Origin of the sequence: Massilia sp. X63, from assembly GCF_041023745.1 — a bacterium.
Classification (GTDB): Bacteria; Pseudomonadota; Gammaproteobacteria; order Burkholderiales; family Burkholderiaceae_D; genus Telluria.
In genome coordinates this window covers 224,342-239,387 of sequence record NZ_JBFTEF010000005.1, presented here as the reverse complement: position 1 = coordinate 239,387, position 15,046 = coordinate 224,342, and the positions used below count along the sequence as shown (strand labels likewise).

Genomic DNA, 15,046 nt, shown 5'->3' with positions numbered 1-15,046 from the left:
GCCTACTGAACAATGCAAGCTTCTTCCCTGTTGCAACTGGCCCTGATGGGCCTGCTCGTGGCGATCCTGCCGCTGTCGATGGTGTGGATGTCCTCGGACCCCAACAAGTTCCGCAAGCTGGTCTGGGTCGCGGTGTTCCTGACCTTCGACCTGATCGTCTTCGGCGGCTTTACCCGCCTGACCGATTCCGGCCTGGGCTGCCCCGACTGGCCGGGCTGCTACGGCATGGCCAACCCCTTCCTGGCGCACGAGCAGATCTCGGCGGCCGAGGCGGCCATGCCGACCGGCCCGGTCACCGTGGTCAAGGCCTGGATCGAGATGATCCACCGCTACCTGGCGATGGGCATCGGCGTGATCATCATGGCCCTGCTCATCACCGCAACCGTGCAGTGGCGCAAGACCAGGGTGCAGGCCTTCAAACCCGGCATTCCGCTGGCGTTGTTCGTGTTCGTCTGCATCCAGGGCGCCTTCGGCGCCTGGACCGTCACCCTCAAGCTGCAGCCGGTGATCGTGACCATCCACCTGCTGCTGGGCATGGGCCTGCTGGCCCTGCTCACCTGGCTCGGCGGACGCGAAGACTTCCTGATGCATCCGCCGACCGCCGAAACCGGCGGCAACGCGGCGGCGCTGCGCGGCATCCGCCGGCTGGCGCTGCTCGCCGCCGTGGTGGTCACGGCCCAGATCGCGCTGGGCGGCTGGGTGAGCACCAATTACGCCACCCTGGCCTGCGACGAATTCCCGCTGTGCGACGGCCGCGTGGTGCCGGACATGGATTTCGAACACGGCTTCCACCTGTGGCGCGAACTGGGCAAGACCGCGGCCGGCCACTACCTGCCGTTCTCGGCGCTGGTGGCGATCCATTGGGTGCACCGCAATTTCGCCATCGTCGTGGTTGCCGTGCTCGGCCTGCTGGTGTGGCGCGCCCGGCGCCATGCCTATCTGGCGAAACACGCCAGCTGGCTTGCCATTGTGTTATTTGTGCAACTGCTGACCGGCATCGCCACCGTCTACCTGGACTTCCCGCTGGCGATTGCCGTAATGCATAACGCCGGGGCGGCCCTGCTGGTCCTGCTGGTGACCATGTTAAACTACCGGGTAAAGCACCAACTCGACGTAAACCGCGCAAGGTGAAGCACGCAAGCCAAGCGCGCAACTGAACCGTAACCGGCGCGCGCAGCGCGCCCCGGCCTGGCCGCCGCGCTGCCAGGCGCGACGCTGCCATCCTGCGAGCCAGCCAGTACCCCACCGATGACGACCCAGACAGCCCTCCATAAATCTCCGAGCCGCGTTTCCCAGTACTGGGCCCTGACCAAGCCACGGGTCACGCAGCTGGCCGTGTTCTGCGCGGTGATCGGGATGTTCCTTGCCACCGACGGCTTCCCCGGCTGGCGGGTGCTGGTCGCCGGCACCGCCGGCATCTGGCTGCTGGCCGGCGCCGCCTTTGCCGTGAACTGCCTGGTGGAGGCGGAGATCGACGCGCGCATGGCGCGCACGGCCCGCCGCGCCACCGCGATGGGCGAACTCACCAGCTCCCAGACGATCCTGTTCTCGGCGATCATCGGCGGGCTCGGCATGTATATCCTGTACGCGTTCGTCAATCCGCTCACCATGTGGCTGACCTTCGTGACCTTCGTCGGTTACGCCTTCATCTACACCATGCTGCTCAAGCCGGCGACGCCGCAGAACATCGTCATCGGCGGCCTGTCGGGCGCCATGCCGCCGGCCCTGGGCTGGGCCGCGGTGGCCAATGAGGTGCCGATGGAAGCCTGGCTGCTGGTGCTGATCATCTTCGTCTGGACCCCGCCGCACTTCTGGGTGCTGGCCATGTACCGCCGCGACGATTACGCCCGGTCCGGCCTGCCAATGCTGCCGATTACGCACGGCATGCAGTACACCGGCCTGCAGGTGTGGCTGTATACCATCGCGCTGGCGGCGACCACCTTGCTGCCGTTCGCCGTCGGCATGAGCGGCCTGATCTACCTGGCGGCGGCAGTCGCCCTCAACGTGGTGTTCCTGCGCCATTCGTGGCGCGTGCACAAGCACTACAGCGACCTGGCCGCGCGCAACGCCTTTACCTGGTCGATCGTCTACCTGTCGCTGCTGTTTGCGGCACTGCTGGTCGACCATTACTTCAAGTTCTGAGCCATGAAAAAACTGCTGACTGCGCTGATGCTGACCGCGGCGGTGCTGGCCGCTGGCTGCGACAAGCTGGCGTCCAAGACCCCGGCCTTCAATAACACCGACGTGACCGGACTCGATTACGCCAAGGGTTTCTCGCTGACCGACCATACCGGCAAGCCGCGCACCCTGCAGGACTTCAAGGGCAAGGTCGTGGTGCTGTTCTTCGGTTACACCCAGTGCCCGGACGTGTGCCCGACCACGATGGCCGAGATGGCCGCCGTGATGAAGGAACTTGGCCCGTCGGCCAAGGACGTGCAGGTCTTGTTCGTCACGCTCGATCCGGAACGCGATACCCAGGAACTGCTGGCCTCCTACGTGCCGGCCTTCCATCCTTCGTTTATCGGCCTGTACGGCGACAAGGAAGCCACCGCGCGCACGGCCAAGGAATTCAAGGTGTTCTACGCCAAGACCGCGTCTGGCGACGACCCGAAGAACTACACGGTGGACCACACCGCCGGCAGCTATGTGTTTGACCGCGAGGGCAAGCTGCGCCTGTTCGTGCGCCACAATGGCGGTCCGGGACCGATCGCGGCCGACCTGCGCCAGCTGCTCTAAGGCAGCCGTAGCGTCTCTGCTGTACTGTTATGATGGTATAAACACCACATGACAGGGACGGCATGGAACAAGCCCCAGGCAGGAACTACACCCGGATCGCCATTGTCGTCCTGCTGACGCTGGGCTGTCTCTACGTCCTCAGGCCTTTCCTGGCCGCGATCCTGTTCGCGGCCTGCGTCGTGATTTCCTCCTGGCCGCTGTACCTGCGCCTGCAAAGCGCCATGCGCGGCCGCCGTACCCTGGCGGCGCTGACCATGACGCTGTCGCTCACGCTGCTCATCATCATTCCGCTGGCGATGGTCGCCTACAACCTGGCCGACGACGTCGCCAAGGGCTTCGTCGAACTGCGCAGCGCCGTCGAGCACCGCGAACTGCTGCCCCCGAGCTGGGTGCGCGACATTCCCTTGCTGGGCGAAACCATCGACACCTACCTGCGCCGGCTGGTCGCCAGCCGCGAGGAGATGCTGGCGCTGGCCCAGCGCATGCTCGAGCCGGCGCGGCGCTACCTGATCGCCGGCGGCCTGATGCTCGGCACCGGCGTGGTCCAGCTCAGCCTGGCCGCGTTCGTGAGCTTCTTCTTCTACCGCGACGGCAGGGCCCTGCTCGACATCATCGCCGTGACCATGCGCCGCGTGATGGGCGAGGGCGCCGAATCGGTGTCGAACACGGTGAGCCAGACCGTGCGCGGGGTCATGTACGGCCTGCTCGGCACCGCGCTGGCGCAGGCGCTGGTGGCGGCGATCGGCTTCGCGATCGCGGGCGTGCCGGCGGTGCCGCTGCTGTCGGTGCTGGTGTTCGTGTCCTCCCTGATCCCGGTCGGCCCGCCCCTGGTCTGGGGCGGCGCGGCCTTCTGGCTGTTCCTGCAGCACGAGACCGGCTGGGCCATCTTCATGGTGATCTGGGGCACCTTCCTGATCAGCGGCGTCGACAACATCGTGCGCCCCATGCTGATCAGCCGCGGCAGCAGCCTGCCTTTCCTGCTCACCCTGCTGGGCGTGCTGGGCGGGGTGATTGCCTTCGGCTTCGTCGGCATGTTCATCGGCCCGACCCTGCTGGCGGTGGGCTATTCCCTGATGACCGAATGGACGGGTACGCCGGACCGGGTGATCCGCCAGGACACCGAGGCCTGATCCCGGCTTCCAGGCCGGTTGATCGGCATCGCTTGCGTTCATGCCGAGGTCGTATATACTCCATATATTTTCTATATATGGAACATATCAATGGGTATCGTAAACATCGACGACGAAGCGCATGACCAGATCCGCAAGGCCAGCAGCGTGTCCTGCCGCTCCATCAACGCCCAGGCGGCGTTCTGGATCAGGATCGGCATGCTGTGCGAGATGAACCCGACGCTGAGCTTCAACGAGATCATGGTGCGCGAACTGAGAGCGGCCGGGCTGGATCCCGACGCCCTCAACCTGGCCGCGGCATGATCAAGCGGCCGGAGGAAATCGCCCTGATGGCCGAGGCGGGCCGGCTGCTGGCCGGCGTGTTCGCCCACCTGGACAGCCTGAGCCTGATCGGCATGTCGACCATGCAGGTCAACGACCTGGTCGACCGCTTCATCGTCGACACGCTGGGCGCGCGTCCCGCCAGCAAGGGCCAGTACGGCTACGCCTACGCGCTGAACGCCTCCCGCAACCAGGTGGTCTGTCACGGCGTGCCTTCCGAAAGCGAGATCCTGCACAGCGGGGACATCGTCAACCTCGACATCACGCTCGAGAAGCATGGCTACATCGCCGATTCCAGCAAGACTTACCTGGTCGGCGAAGTGGCGGCGCCGGCCCGGCGCCTGGTGCAGGCCACCTACGAAGCGATGTGGAAGGGCATCCGGGCGGTGCGTCCCGGCGCCCGGCTCGGCGACGTCGGCCATGCCATCGAGCGCCACGCGCGCAAGCACGGCTACACGGTGGTGCGCGACTACTGCGGCCACGGCATCGGGCGCGAGATGCACGAGCCGCCCCAGGTGCTGCACTGGGGCCGGCCGCAGACCGGGATGCTGCTGCGCGAAGGGATGACCTTCACCATCGAGCCGATGCTCAACCAGGGACGGCACGCGGTGCGCACCCTGGACGACGGCTGGACCGTGGTCACCTGCGACGGGCAGCTGTCGGCGCAGTTCGAGCACACGGTCGCGGTGACCCGGCACGGCGTGCGCGTGCTGACCCTGCGGCCCGGAGAGGCGGCGCCGGCCGGCTAGACTCAGATCCGCGGCAGCAATGCCTTGCGCCTGGCGCGGGCGCGGATGTTCAGCGCTTCCACCGCCAGCGAGAAGGCCATGGCGGCGTAGATATAGCCTTTCGGGATTTCCGCCTCGAAGGCTTCGGCCGTCAGCGCCATGCCGACCATCACCAGGAAGGCCAGCGCCAGCACCTTCACGGAAGGGTGGCGGTCGACGAAGTCGCCGATCGGCTTGGCCGCCACCAGCATCACCAGCACGGAAAAGATCACGGCCGCGACCATCACGCTGATCTGGTCGACCATGCCCACCGCCGTGATCACCGAGTCGAGCGAGAACACGATGTCGATCACGGCGATCTGGCCGATGATGCTCCAGAACAGCTTGCTGGTGGCCGCCGCCGCGGCCGCGGTGCCGGCGACCTCCTGCGGCCCGGCCTGGTCCTTGGCTTCCACTTCGACGAAGATCTCGTGCGAGGCCTTGTAGAGCAGGAACAGGCCGCCGAACAGCAGCACCAGGTCACGTCCGCTGATGCCCTGGCCGAATACCGCGAACAGGTCGGCGGTCAGTCCCATCACCCAGCTGAGCGAAAACAGCAGCAGCAGGCGCGACACCATGGCGAAGCCCAGGCCGAGGCGCCGCGCCTTGTCGCGCATCTCGGGCGGCAGGCGGCCGACCAGGATCGAAATGAAAATGATGTTGTCGACCCCGAGCACGATCTCGAGGGCGCTCAGCATCAGGAAGGCAATCCAGACGTTCGGGTCCGTCAGCAGTTCCATGGCCGCTCCAGGTGGGAAAAAACCATGGTATCAGCCGCCCTTGTTGTCGGGCGCAGCCTTGGCGCTATGCCGGCCCCGATGTTCAGGCCTCCAGCGCCGCGACGATGCGCGCCGCGATCTCGCGCAGCTGCCCGGCATCGGCCGCCACCGTCGCATGCGGCTTGAGCGCCGCGGCCTGCTCGCGCGGGACGATGTGGAAGTGCACGTGCGGGACGGTCTGGCCGGCCGCGCTGCCGTTGAACTGGGCGACCATGATGCCCGGCGCCCCCATGGCGGCCTTGACCGCGGCCGCGACTCTCTTCGTGGTGCGGATGCAGGCGGCGGCCGCGTCGTCGGACAGGCCGAACAGCTCGACGGCGCCTTCTTTCGGCAGCACCAGCACATGGCCCGGCGCCTGCGGCATGATGTCCATGATGGCGAGCGTGTGCGCGTCTTCGTAGACCTTGATGCAGGGCAGTTCGCCGCGCAGGATGCGGGCGAAGGGGTTGTGCGGATCATATTCCATGGATGTCTCGTCGGTTCATGCCGCGCCCGGCTGCCCGAGCACGCTGCGCAGCCGCTCGAAATCGATCGGCTTGGTGAGATGGTGGTCGAAGCCGGCGTCGAAGGCGCGCTGGCGGTCTTTTTCCTGGCCCCAGCCGGTGGCGGCGATCAGGCGCATGTTCTGGCCGGCGACCGTGGCGCGCAGGCGGCGCGCCAGTTCGTAGCCGTTCAGGTCCGGCAGGCCGATGTCGAGCAGGGCGACTTCCGGCGCGAATTCCTGGGCCAGCGCCAGCGCCGCGCTGGCGCTGTGGGCGGCGCGCACTTCGCAGCCGAACAGTTCCAGCGCCATCAGCAGCATCTCGGCGGCGTCGGCATTGTCGTCCACCACCAGGATGCGGGCCGGGGCCGCCACTGCCGGGGCCGGGGCCGGCGCGGCCGCCGTCTGCGCCTGGGCCAGCGGCAGGTGCACCGTGAAGCAGCTGCCCCTGCCTTCGCCCTCGCTGTCGGCGGCGATGCTGCCGCCATGCAGTTCCACGATGCCGCGCACCAGCGACAGTCCGATGCCGAGACCGCCGCGCGCGCGTTCCAGCGCCGGCTCGAGCTGCGAGAACATGTCGAACACGGTGGCCAGCGCGTGCCGGGGCAGGCCGATGCCGTTGTCGCGCACGGCCAGCTGCGCCATGCCGTCGTCCACCGCCAGCGACAGCACGATGTGTCCGCCGTCGGGCGTGTACTTGGCGGCATTGGTGAGCAGGTTGACCACCACCTGGTTGATGCGCGTGGGGTCGGCGTCGACCGTGATCGGCTGCGCCGGCAGCTCGAGCTCCAGGCGGTGGCGCGCCTGCCCCATCAGGCCGGCGGTGTCGCACACGGCGGCGCGCGCCAGCGCAGCCAGGTCGACGTTCTCGCGCCGCAGCTCCATCTTGTCCTGGGTGATGCGCGAGACTTCCATCAGGTCGTCGACCAGGTGGGTCAGGTGCTGCAGCTGGCGGTCGAACACGCCCAGCAGGCGCGCCTGCGCGCCCTCGGCCGCTCCGGCAAGCCGCATCACTTCGAGCGCGCTGCGCATCGGCGCCAGCGGGTTGCGCAGCTCGTGCGACAGCGTGGCCAGGAACTCGTCCTTGCGCCGGTCGGCCGCCGACAGCGCCGCGTTCACGGCCTGCAGTTGCAGCTCCGCGCCGCGGCGCGCCTCGAGCGCCTCTTCGGCGGCCTTGCGCGCGTTGCGCAGTTCGCGCTCGTAGGACTGGCGCTCGGTGGCCATGAACAGGGCCCACTGGTCGAGCACCTGGTCGCCCTCGCGCCGGCGCACGATATTGACCAGCATCGGCAGGCGCGTGCCGTCGCGGTGGCGCAGGTCGATCTGGAGTTCGGCGACTGAGCCGCGCACCTCCAGCACCGGGATGCAGTGGGTGTGGTGGAACAGGCGCGCGCCGACCGTCATCAGGTCCTGGATGCGCACGATCCCCGCCAGTTCGTCCAGGGAGAAGCCGAGCCAGCCGCAGGCGGTGGCGTTGGCGCGCAGCAGCAGCCCGTCGGCGTCGGCCAGCAGCAGGCCGCAGGGAGCTCCATCGTACAGCGCGTCGGCGTAGGTCGCGGCGCCGTTCATGGCTCAGCCCAGCGTCGCGGCCAGGATATCGGCCAGGAACGCGTCGATCGCGCGCGAACTGGCGGTGGGAGCGCTCATGTGCGGGCAGTGCCCGATGTTGTCGATCACATGGAGCTCGCAGCGGGGCAGGTGGCGCGCCAGGTAGTCGCCGGCGCTGCGCGGCGCGATCAGGTCTTCGCTGCACTGCAGGATCAGGGTCGGCGTGGCCGAGCGCGGCACGTCGGCGCGGTGGTCGGACAGGAAGGTGACGCGCGCGAAGTGCTTGGCGATGTCGGGATCGTTGCGGCAGAAGCTGTCGGTGAGTTCCTCGCGCAGGGTGGGGCGCCCGGGCGCGCCCATGATCGCCGGCGCCAGGCTGCTGGACCAGCCGAGGTAGTTCGCTTCCATGGTCTCGAGCAGTTCGTCGATGTCGCCGCGCTCGAAGCCGCCCACGTAATCGGCCTGGTTGATATAGCAGGCCGAAGGCGCCACCATCACCTGGGCCGCGAAGCGTTCGGGCGCCTTGATGGTGGCGAGCATGCCGATCATGGCGCTCACCGAGTGGCCTACCACGATCACCGGCCCGGTCGCATGGGCGTCGACGATCTCGAGCAGGTCGTCGGCGTAGCCGTGCAGGCTGGCATAGCGCGCGCGGTCGTAGGCCGAGAGGTCGGAGCGGCCGCTGCCGACCAGGTCGTAGGTGATGACGCGAAACGCGTCTTCGAAAGCCGGCGCCAGGTAGCGCCACATGGTCTGGTCGCAGCCGAAGCCATGGGAAAACAGCATGGTGGCCTCGCCCCGGCCCCTGACATGCACGTTGTTACGGACTTGCACGGACATCATCGCTCCTCGTGGTGACTACCGCCGGGGAATCCCGTCAAGCACCAGTATGCGCCACGAGTATTGCAAGCGCAACAACTTTTTAAGATGAGTCCGCTCGAAATTTTCAGTCGTGTTCGTCGTCCCCGGACGCGCGCTGCACCCGCGGATAGACCTTCACCAGCAGGATGCGCGGTCCGTTCATCTTCTTGACCACCACGTCGAACTGCGGGAAGTCGATGCGTTGCCCCTGCTTGGGAATGTCGCCCAGCTTGGCCATGAGCAGGCCGCCGACCGATTCGACGTCGTCCAGGCCCATCTCCTCGTTGTCGATGTCGATCCCGAGCAGGCGCTCGAGCGAGAAGATCGGCAGGCTGGCCTTGCCGATCCAGGTGCCGTCGGGCTGCGACATCCAGTCGTTCTCGTTCATGCGGAACTCGTCGCGGATCTCGCCCACCATCGCGCCCAGCAGGTTGTCGAGGGTGATGAAGCCGACCGGGCGCTTGCCCTTCTCGCCGATCAGGGCGAAGTGCGGGGCGCCGCTGCGGAAGCGCCGGAAGATGTCCTGCGCCGGGGTGCGCGCCGAGATCGTCTCGACCGGGCGCAGGTACTGGGTCAGGTCGGTGATGGTGCGGCCGGCCTGCTGGGCGAAGAACAGGTCCTTCAGGTGGATCACGCCCAGCACTTCCTCCCCTTCCTCGTCGAAATAGGGGTAGCGCGAGAAGCGGTTGCGGCGCACCGTCTCCATGTTCTCCTCGAGCGAGCGGCTGGCGTACAGCGCGCTCACCTCGTTGATCGGGCGCATCAGGTCGGATACCGCCAGCTGGCTGAAGTCGAGCGACTGCGCCAGGATGTTGCGTTCGTCGTTGGTGAATTTCCCGCCCGGCGCGCTGGTGTTGGAGCGCAGGATCATCTTCAGCTCGTCGGTGGAGTAGTGGGTCTCGTGGCCGCCGCTGCCGGCCAGGCCGGCCACGCGCAGCACCATGTTGGCGCTGGCGTTGAGCAGGGCGATCGCCGGGTACATCGTCCAGTAGAAGGCGTACAGCGGAATCGCGCACCACAGCGCCACCTCTTCGGGCAGGCGGATCGCCAGCGACTTGGGCGCCAGCTCGCCCACCACGATGTGCAGGAAGGAGATCACCGAGAAGGCCACCACGAAGGACACGCCGTGGATCAGTTCGGGCGAGGTGACGCCGAGCATGGCGAACACCGGTTCGAGCAGGCTGGCAAAGGCCGGTTCGCCGACCCAGCCCAGGCCCAGCGAGGCCAGGGTGATGCCGAGCTGGCAGGCCGACAGGTAGGCGTCGAGCTGGCCGTGGACCTTGCCGAGGATGCGTCCGCGCAGGCCGGTGGTCTTGGCGATGGCGTGTACGCGGGTCTTGCGCAACGTGACGATGCTGAATTCAGCCGCCACGTAGAAGCCGTTCAGCGCCACCAGGAACAGGGCGAGAACGACGAATAAAAAGTTTTCCATTGAACAGATTTAGTTAAAAAACGGCAATAGCCGGCACCATTGTACCGCCCCTCTTGCCGGTGTTCCCTTCAGGTACCGGCCAGTACGCCTTTATACACGGCCGACAGGATGGCTTCGACGGCCGGATGCTTGATCTTGCGCTCGTTCGAGACGGCATAGAAATGCTCGCGCACCTGCGGTACGCGCCCCACCAGCAGGGCGTTGAACTGTTCCTCCAGGTCGTGTGCCAACGCGGCCGGGGCGAAGAACAGGCCGAGTCCGCGCCGGCCGAAGGTGTTGAGGAGGGCGTTGTCCTCGAACTCGCCCACCACGTCGGGCCGCACCCCCTGCAGCTCGAACCATTCGTCGATCTTGCCGCGCAGGGCATTATTGCGTGTCGGCAGCAGGAACGGCGCGCCGTTCAGCGAGCGCGGGAACTCCGCGCCCCAGTCCTTCACCAGCTCGGGGGCGCCCACCACGATGGTCTCGCTGTCGCTCAGCAGGTGGCTGAATACGCGCAGTGTCGTGCCCGAACGCACCGCGCGGTCGGTCAGCACCACGTCCAGCTTGTGCAGGGCCAGGTCGGCCAGCAGTTCGTCGAATTCGCCCTCGTAGCACACCAGGCGCACCGGACGCGGCAGCTGGGTAGCGATCTCCAGCAGCCGGTAGGCGGTCAGCTTGGGCAGCGAATCGGAAATGCCGACCGTCAGGCGGGTGCGCGCACTGTCGGCCTCGGCCAGCGCTTCCTGCATCTGCTCTCCCAGAAGGAAGATCTGGTCGGCATACGACAAGGCCAGGCGCCCGGCCTCGGTTAAAGTCAGCCTCCGTCCCTGCTGCGTGAACAAGGACTTACCCAAGGACACTTCTAACTGAGCAAGCTGGGTGCTGACGGTCTGGATAGCCAGGCCGAGGCGCTCGGCGGCGCGGGTGATGCTGCCTTCCTTGGCCACGACCCAGAAGTAGTACAAATGGCGGAAGTTTGGGGGGCTATGGTTCATCTCTTCTGTTTTTATGAAGTAATTCTTCGATTATCTTCGCTTTTTCAAGGCGTGTGCAAGCCTCATACTGCGTCGGTCGCTTGGAGAAATCTATAACGTGTAGCAACAACTGACGAAGTAACTCAACAACAAGGGGAAACGAACACATGAAACACTTTACATGGTCATTCATCGTGACCGCCGTCTGTATGGCGCTGGCCGGCTGGTGGGGCTACGACCATGGCGGCGTCGCCGGCATGATCACTGCGCTCGGCGTCACCGCCATCCTGTCGGTGATGGAAGTTTCACTGTCTTTCGACAACGCGGTGGTGAACGCCTCGGTGCTGAAAGGCTGGAACGAATTCTGGCTCAAGCTGTTCCTGGGACTGGGCATGATCATCGCCGTGTTCGGCATGCGCCTGGTGTTCCCGCTGGTGATCGTCGCCGTCGCGGCCGACCTCGGCATGATGGAGGTGTGGAACCTGGCGCTGAGCAATCCGAAGGAATTTTCGTCGCACCTGACCAACCACCACGCGGAAGTGGCGGCCTTCGGCGGCATGTTCCTGCTGCTGGTGTTCCTGAACTTCCTGCTGGACGACGAGAAGGAAGTGCACTGGCTGGGCAACGTCGAGAAGAAGCTCGGCTCGCTGGGCAAGGTGTCCTCGATCTCGGTGCTGGTGTCGCTGGGCGCGCTGATGTTCGCGACCAGCTACGTGCCTGACGCGCAACGGATGATCGTGCTGGTCGCCGGCCTGTGGGGCATCCTGGTGTACATCGGCGTCGACATGATCTCCAGCCTGCTCGAGAAGAGCGAGTCGGACGAGAACAGCAACGTCGGCGACATGGTCAAGAAGGGCGGTATCGGCGGTTTCCTGTACCTCGAAGTGCTGGATGCCTCGTTCAGCTTCGACGGCGTGATCGGCGCATTCGCGATCACCACCGACGTCGTGATCATCATGCTGGGCCTGGCGATCGGTGCAATGTTCGTGCGTTCGATGACGGTCTACCTGGTGCGCCAGGGCACGCTCGACGAGTTCGTCTACCTGGAGCACGGCGCACACTACGCGATCGGTATCCTGGCCGTGATCATGCTGCTGAGCATGCACATGCATGTGCCCGAACTGATCACCGGCGGCGTGGGCGTGGCCTTCATCCTGGCCTCGCTGTGGAGCTCGATCCGCTACAAGAAGAAGCACGCGGCACTGGCTGCGTAAGCAACAAGGCGGGTGGCATGTCCACCCGCCGGCAAGGACAGCACGGCAAGTGGCAGAACACCAGCTCGCTGTGCTTTACCCCCTCGGTGTTCACAGAAGTACTTTTTAGGAGAGTCACAATCATGGCAATCAGTCTGCAAAAAGGCGGCAACGTCAACCTGTCGAAAGAAGCTCCTGGCCTGACCCAGCTGAAGGTCGGCCTCGGTTGGGACACCCGCGCCACCGACGGCGCAGCGTTCGACCTCGACGGCGCGGTGTTCCTGCTGAACTCGCAGGGCAAGGTGCGTTCGGATAGCGACTTCATCTTCTACAACAACCTGAAGTCGGCCGACGGCTCGGTGGTCCACTCGGGCGACAACCGCACCGGCGAAGGCGAGGGCGACGACGAAAGCGTGTCGATCGACCTGTCCAAGGTGCCGGCCGACGTCGACAAGGTCGTGCTGGGCGTGACCATCCACGACGCCGAGACCCGCCGCCAGAACTTCGGCATGGTCGGCAAGGCCTTCATCCGCTGCATCAACGCGGCCAACAACACCGAGATCGCGCGCTACGACCTGTCGGAAGACAGCTCCACCGAAGCGGCAATGATCTTCGGCGAGGTGTATCGTAACGGCGCCGACTGGAAGTTCCGCGCCATCGGCCAGGGCTTCGCCGGCGGCCTCGGGCCGCTCGCCAAGAACTACGGCGTCAACGTTTAACCAATAGCCCTGCGGTCCGCGTTCGGACGCGGGCCGCTCCAATAAAGGGAAAGGAAGTCCAAATGCCAGTATTTACCGTGACCGGGGATGTCGATCCCTTCCTGCATGTCTCGATGCGACGCGGCGAAACCATCTATTGCGAATCGGATGCGATGGTGATGATGGAATCGACGCTCGACCTGAAGGGCAAGATGAAGGGTGGCCTGGGCAGCGCGCTGATGCGCACCTTCGCCAACGGCGAGTCGTTCTTCCAGCAGCACATCGAAGCGACCCGCGGCGACGGCGACTGCCTGTTGTCGCCCACGCTGCCGGGTGCGATGCAGGTCATCGACTGCGGTCCGAACCACTACATCATCAGCGACGGCGCCTTTGTTGCCGCTACCTCGGGCGTGGACCTGAAGGTGCGCACCCAGAGCATCGGCAACGCCCTGTTCGCGCAGAGCGGCGGCTTCTTCGTCACCGAGACCACCGGCAGCGGCCAGGTGGTGGTGTCGGGCTTCGGCTCGATGTCGATGCTGGAAGTCGAACCGGGCAAGGACGCGATCATCGACAACTCGCACGTGGTGTGCTGGGACAGCGGGCTGCGCTACGAGATCTCGATCACGACCGGCCAGAGCGGCGGCTTCCTGGGCAACCTGATCAACAGCCAGACCAGCGGCGAGGGCATGGTATTGCGCTTCTCGGGCAAAGGTAAGGTCTACGTATGTTCGCGCAACCGGATGGCATTCAAGGCGTGGATGCAGACGCCGGCGCGCTGAAGCTTAACAAGTTAGGGAGAAGGATATGTCAGTAAACCTGAGCAAGGGTCAGAAGATCTCGCTGGACAAGGAAGCAGGCGGCGCACTCAGCCGCGTGACGATGGGCCTGGGCTGGGACGTGGCCAAGTCGAAGGGTTTCTTCGGCTTCGGCGGCGGCGCCGGCCAGCCGGTCGACCTGGACGCATCGGTGGTGATGTTCGACGAGTCGAACCGTCCGGTCGACGTGGTCTGGTTCCGCCAGCTCAAGAGCAAGGATGGCAGCATCACCCACACCGGTGACAACCGCACCGGCGCCGGCGACGGCGACGACGAGCAGATCCAGGTCGACCTGTCGCGCGTGCCGGCCGGCGTGAAGTCGCTGGTGTTTACCGTGAACAGCTTCACGGGCCAGAACTTCTCGACCGTGGAAAACGCCTACTGCCGCATCGTCAATGCCGGCAACAACCAGGAAGTGGCGCGCTTCAACCTGTCGGTGCAGGGTTCGCACACGGCCCAGATCATGGCCAAGCTGTACCGCCACAACGGCGAGTGGAAGATGCACGCGATCGGCGAAAACGGCTCGGGCCGTACCTTCGACGACCTGATGCCGCTGATCACGCCGCACCTGTAAGCGGGAAGCGGAACACGAAAACCGGGGCGGCGCTCCGGTTTTTTTTCGTCCTGCGGAACTCAGTCGGGGCGCTCCGCCAGCGCGAACAGTTCCTCGACCGTCACCCCGAGCGCGCGCGCCAGCTTGAGCGCCAGGATCGTCGACGGCACCATCGCCCCGGTCTCGATGGCGTTGATCGATTTGCGCGTGACGCCGGCGCGTTCCGCCAGCCCGGCCTGGGTCAGGTCGAGCCGCGCGCGCTGCACTTTCATGGTCGTTGTCAGCTGTTCGGTCATGCTCAGCGGTCGTAGTAGAGCAGGCTGCCCAGGAACACACTCACGCCGGTGACGATCGTCAGGACCGCCATCAGGGCCACCGGAGAGGGCGTGGCCAGCCAGGCCAGGCCAGGCGCCAGCAGGGCCTGCGCCGCCAGCACGGCGAGGAAGCCGTTGCGGCTGGCACGGTGCTGGCTCGCCTGGCGCAGTTCGTCCTCGACCAGGGCGCGCACCTCGGCGCCGCTGGCGGAGCCGCGCATCCGCAAGCCGGCCACCGCGATCACGATGGCGACCGGCAGCAGGCCGAACAGTCGCGCGATCGCTTCCGCGCGCGGGAAGGCCAGCAGGCCGGCCCCGGCCACGCCGAGCACCAGCACCGCGCCCAGGGCGAACCACAACTGGCGGCGCGACAGCGATATCAGCGTTTCTTGATCGTGATGCAGGACCTTCGGCATGGCGGCTCTCCTTGTGTGTGATACGGAGTAATGTAACACAAACAGG

18 protein-coding genes are annotated in these 15,046 nt (G+C 65.9%); 10 read left to right on the top strand and 8 right to left on the bottom strand.

The annotated features are described in order from the left end of the window. The first annotated feature begins 12 nt into the window (after nucleotides 1-12). The 6 genes from AB3347_RS12470 (at nucleotide 13) to map (ending at nucleotide 4,936) form a co-directional block, all read left to right on the top strand. Complete coding sequence (locus AB3347_RS12470) at nucleotides 13-1,131, top strand: heme A synthase (RefSeq protein WP_369092126.1); 1,119 nt, start codon at nucleotides 13-15, stop codon at nucleotides 1,129-1,131. Between the two features lie 117 nt (nucleotides 1,132-1,248). Then, nucleotides 1,249-2,142: a heme o synthase gene (gene cyoE / locus AB3347_RS12465; protein WP_369092125.1), complete on the top strand. Its 894-nt coding sequence runs from the start codon at nucleotides 1,249-1,251 to the stop codon at nucleotides 2,140-2,142. A 3-nt stretch (nucleotides 2,143-2,145) separates the two neighbouring features. Next, on the top strand, nucleotides 2,146-2,736 hold the full coding sequence (locus tag AB3347_RS12460) for an SCO family protein (RefSeq protein WP_369092124.1): 591 nt from the start codon (nucleotides 2,146-2,148) through the stop codon (nucleotides 2,734-2,736). 62 nt (nucleotides 2,737-2,798) lie between these two features. Beyond that, complete coding sequence (locus tag AB3347_RS12455; protein ID WP_369092123.1) at nucleotides 2,799-3,866, top strand: AI-2E family transporter; 1,068 nt, start codon at nucleotides 2,799-2,801, stop codon at nucleotides 3,864-3,866. A gap of 90 nt (nucleotides 3,867-3,956) precedes the next feature. Continuing rightward, entirely contained in the window at nucleotides 3,957-4,169 is a 213-nt protein-coding gene (locus AB3347_RS12450) for a ParD-like family protein (RefSeq protein ID WP_369092122.1), read from the top strand. Beyond that, entirely contained in the window at nucleotides 4,166-4,936 is a 771-nt protein-coding gene (gene map, locus AB3347_RS12445) for a type I methionyl aminopeptidase (RefSeq protein WP_369092121.1), read from the top strand. Before AB3347_RS12450 ends, map begins: the two co-directional genes overlap by 4 nt. 2 nt (nucleotides 4,937-4,938) lie before the next feature. On the opposite strand, the gene AB3347_RS12440 is transcribed toward map, so the two are convergent. From AB3347_RS12440 to nhaR, 6 genes are all read right to left on the bottom strand, one after another. Further along, the gene (locus AB3347_RS12440) at nucleotides 4,939-5,694 is read right to left on the bottom strand and encodes a TerC family protein (RefSeq protein WP_369092120.1); all 756 of its coding nucleotides are present in this window, start codon (nucleotides 5,692-5,694) and stop codon (nucleotides 4,939-4,941) included. A gap of 82 nt (nucleotides 5,695-5,776) precedes the next feature. Beyond that, nucleotides 5,777-6,199 carry an HIT family protein gene (locus tag AB3347_RS12435; RefSeq protein ID WP_369092119.1) on the bottom strand — a complete coding sequence of 141 codons (423 nt, stop codon included), beginning with the start codon at nucleotides 6,197-6,199 and terminating at the stop codon, nucleotides 5,777-5,779. A 15-nt stretch (nucleotides 6,200-6,214) separates the two neighbouring features. Further along, nucleotides 6,215-7,783 carry an ATP-binding protein gene (locus tag AB3347_RS12430; protein ID WP_369092118.1) on the bottom strand — a complete coding sequence of 523 codons (1,569 nt, stop codon included), beginning with the start codon at nucleotides 7,781-7,783 and terminating at the stop codon, nucleotides 6,215-6,217. 3 nt (nucleotides 7,784-7,786) lie between these two features. Next, nucleotides 7,787-8,602, bottom strand: coding sequence for an alpha/beta fold hydrolase (locus AB3347_RS12425; RefSeq protein ID WP_369092117.1), 816 nt, complete (start codon nucleotides 8,600-8,602; stop codon nucleotides 7,787-7,789). A 106-nt stretch (nucleotides 8,603-8,708) separates the two neighbouring features. After that, nucleotides 8,709-10,055, bottom strand: coding sequence for a hemolysin family protein (locus AB3347_RS12420; protein ID WP_369092116.1), 1,347 nt, complete (start codon nucleotides 10,053-10,055; stop codon nucleotides 8,709-8,711). Between the two features lie 68 nt (nucleotides 10,056-10,123). After that, the gene (nhaR, locus tag AB3347_RS12415) at nucleotides 10,124-11,032 is read right to left on the bottom strand and encodes a transcriptional activator NhaR (RefSeq protein WP_369092115.1); all 909 of its coding nucleotides are present in this window, start codon (nucleotides 11,030-11,032) and stop codon (nucleotides 10,124-10,126) included. 146 nt (nucleotides 11,033-11,178) lie between these two features. Here nhaR and AB3347_RS12410 point away from each other — a divergent pair, with 146 nt between their 5' ends. The 4 genes from AB3347_RS12410 (at nucleotide 11,179) to AB3347_RS12395 (ending at nucleotide 14,291) form a co-directional block, all read left to right on the top strand. Continuing rightward, nucleotides 11,179-12,225: a DUF475 domain-containing protein gene (locus tag AB3347_RS12410; protein ID WP_369092114.1), complete on the top strand. Its 1,047-nt coding sequence runs from the start codon at nucleotides 11,179-11,181 to the stop codon at nucleotides 12,223-12,225. Between the two features lie 122 nt (nucleotides 12,226-12,347). Further along, nucleotides 12,348-12,923, top strand: a complete 576-nt coding sequence (locus tag AB3347_RS12405; RefSeq protein WP_369092113.1) for a TerD family protein — start codon at nucleotides 12,348-12,350, stop codon at nucleotides 12,921-12,923. Between the two features lie 62 nt (nucleotides 12,924-12,985). After that, complete coding sequence (locus AB3347_RS12400) at nucleotides 12,986-13,681, top strand: TIGR00266 family protein (RefSeq protein ID WP_369092112.1); 696 nt, start codon at nucleotides 12,986-12,988, stop codon at nucleotides 13,679-13,681. Between the two features lie 25 nt (nucleotides 13,682-13,706). Next, entirely contained in the window at nucleotides 13,707-14,291 is a 585-nt protein-coding gene (locus AB3347_RS12395) for a TerD family protein (protein WP_369092111.1), read from the top strand. Between the two features lie 59 nt (nucleotides 14,292-14,350). On the opposite strand, the gene AB3347_RS12390 is transcribed toward AB3347_RS12395, so the two are convergent. Together AB3347_RS12390 and AB3347_RS12385 are read right to left on the bottom strand one after the other, a co-directional pair. Next, the gene (locus AB3347_RS12390; protein WP_369092110.1) at nucleotides 14,351-14,566 is read right to left on the bottom strand and encodes a helix-turn-helix transcriptional regulator; all 216 of its coding nucleotides are present in this window, start codon (nucleotides 14,564-14,566) and stop codon (nucleotides 14,351-14,353) included. Between the two features lie 2 nt (nucleotides 14,567-14,568). Then, nucleotides 14,569-15,000, bottom strand: coding sequence for a hypothetical protein (locus AB3347_RS12385; RefSeq protein ID WP_369092109.1), 432 nt, complete (start codon nucleotides 14,998-15,000; stop codon nucleotides 14,569-14,571). Nucleotides 15,001-15,046: the final 46 nt, after the last annotated feature.

Coding starts and splice junctions, on each gene's coding strand:
- AB3347_RS12470 (WP_369092126.1), top strand. CDS start 13: ATGCAAGCTTCTTCCCTGTTGCAACTGGCCCTGATGGGCCTGCTCGTG.
- cyoE (WP_369092125.1), top strand. CDS start 1,249: ATGACGACCCAGACAGCCCTCCATAAATCTCCGAGCCGCGTTTCCCAG.
- AB3347_RS12460 (WP_369092124.1), top strand. CDS start 2,146: ATGAAAAAACTGCTGACTGCGCTGATGCTGACCGCGGCGGTGCTGGCC.
- AB3347_RS12455 (WP_369092123.1), top strand. CDS start 2,799: ATGGAACAAGCCCCAGGCAGGAACTACACCCGGATCGCCATTGTCGTC.
- AB3347_RS12450 (WP_369092122.1), top strand. CDS start 3,957: ATGGGTATCGTAAACATCGACGACGAAGCGCATGACCAGATCCGCAAG.
- map (WP_369092121.1), top strand. CDS start 4,166: ATGATCAAGCGGCCGGAGGAAATCGCCCTGATGGCCGAGGCGGGCCGG.
- AB3347_RS12440 (WP_369092120.1), bottom strand. CDS start 5,694: ATGGAACTGCTGACGGACCCGAACGTCTGGATTGCCTTCCTGATGCTG.
- AB3347_RS12435 (WP_369092119.1), bottom strand. CDS start 6,199: ATGGAATATGATCCGCACAACCCCTTCGCCCGCATCCTGCGCGGCGAA.
- AB3347_RS12430 (WP_369092118.1), bottom strand. CDS start 7,783: ATGAACGGCGCCGCGACCTACGCCGACGCGCTGTACGATGGAGCTCCC.
- AB3347_RS12425 (WP_369092117.1), bottom strand. CDS start 8,602: ATGTCCGTGCAAGTCCGTAACAACGTGCATGTCAGGGGCCGGGGCGAG.
- AB3347_RS12420 (WP_369092116.1), bottom strand. CDS start 10,055: ATGGAAAACTTTTTATTCGTCGTTCTCGCCCTGTTCCTGGTGGCGCTG.
- nhaR (WP_369092115.1), bottom strand. CDS start 11,032: ATGAACCATAGCCCCCCAAACTTCCGCCATTTGTACTACTTCTGGGTC.
- AB3347_RS12410 (WP_369092114.1), top strand. CDS start 11,179: ATGAAACACTTTACATGGTCATTCATCGTGACCGCCGTCTGTATGGCG.
- AB3347_RS12405 (WP_369092113.1), top strand. CDS start 12,348: ATGGCAATCAGTCTGCAAAAAGGCGGCAACGTCAACCTGTCGAAAGAA.
- AB3347_RS12400 (WP_369092112.1), top strand. CDS start 12,986: ATGCCAGTATTTACCGTGACCGGGGATGTCGATCCCTTCCTGCATGTC.
- AB3347_RS12395 (WP_369092111.1), top strand. CDS start 13,707: ATGTCAGTAAACCTGAGCAAGGGTCAGAAGATCTCGCTGGACAAGGAA.
- AB3347_RS12390 (WP_369092110.1), bottom strand. CDS start 14,566: ATGACCGAACAGCTGACAACGACCATGAAAGTGCAGCGCGCGCGGCTC.
- AB3347_RS12385 (WP_369092109.1), bottom strand. CDS start 15,000: ATGCCGAAGGTCCTGCATCACGATCAAGAAACGCTGATATCGCTGTCG.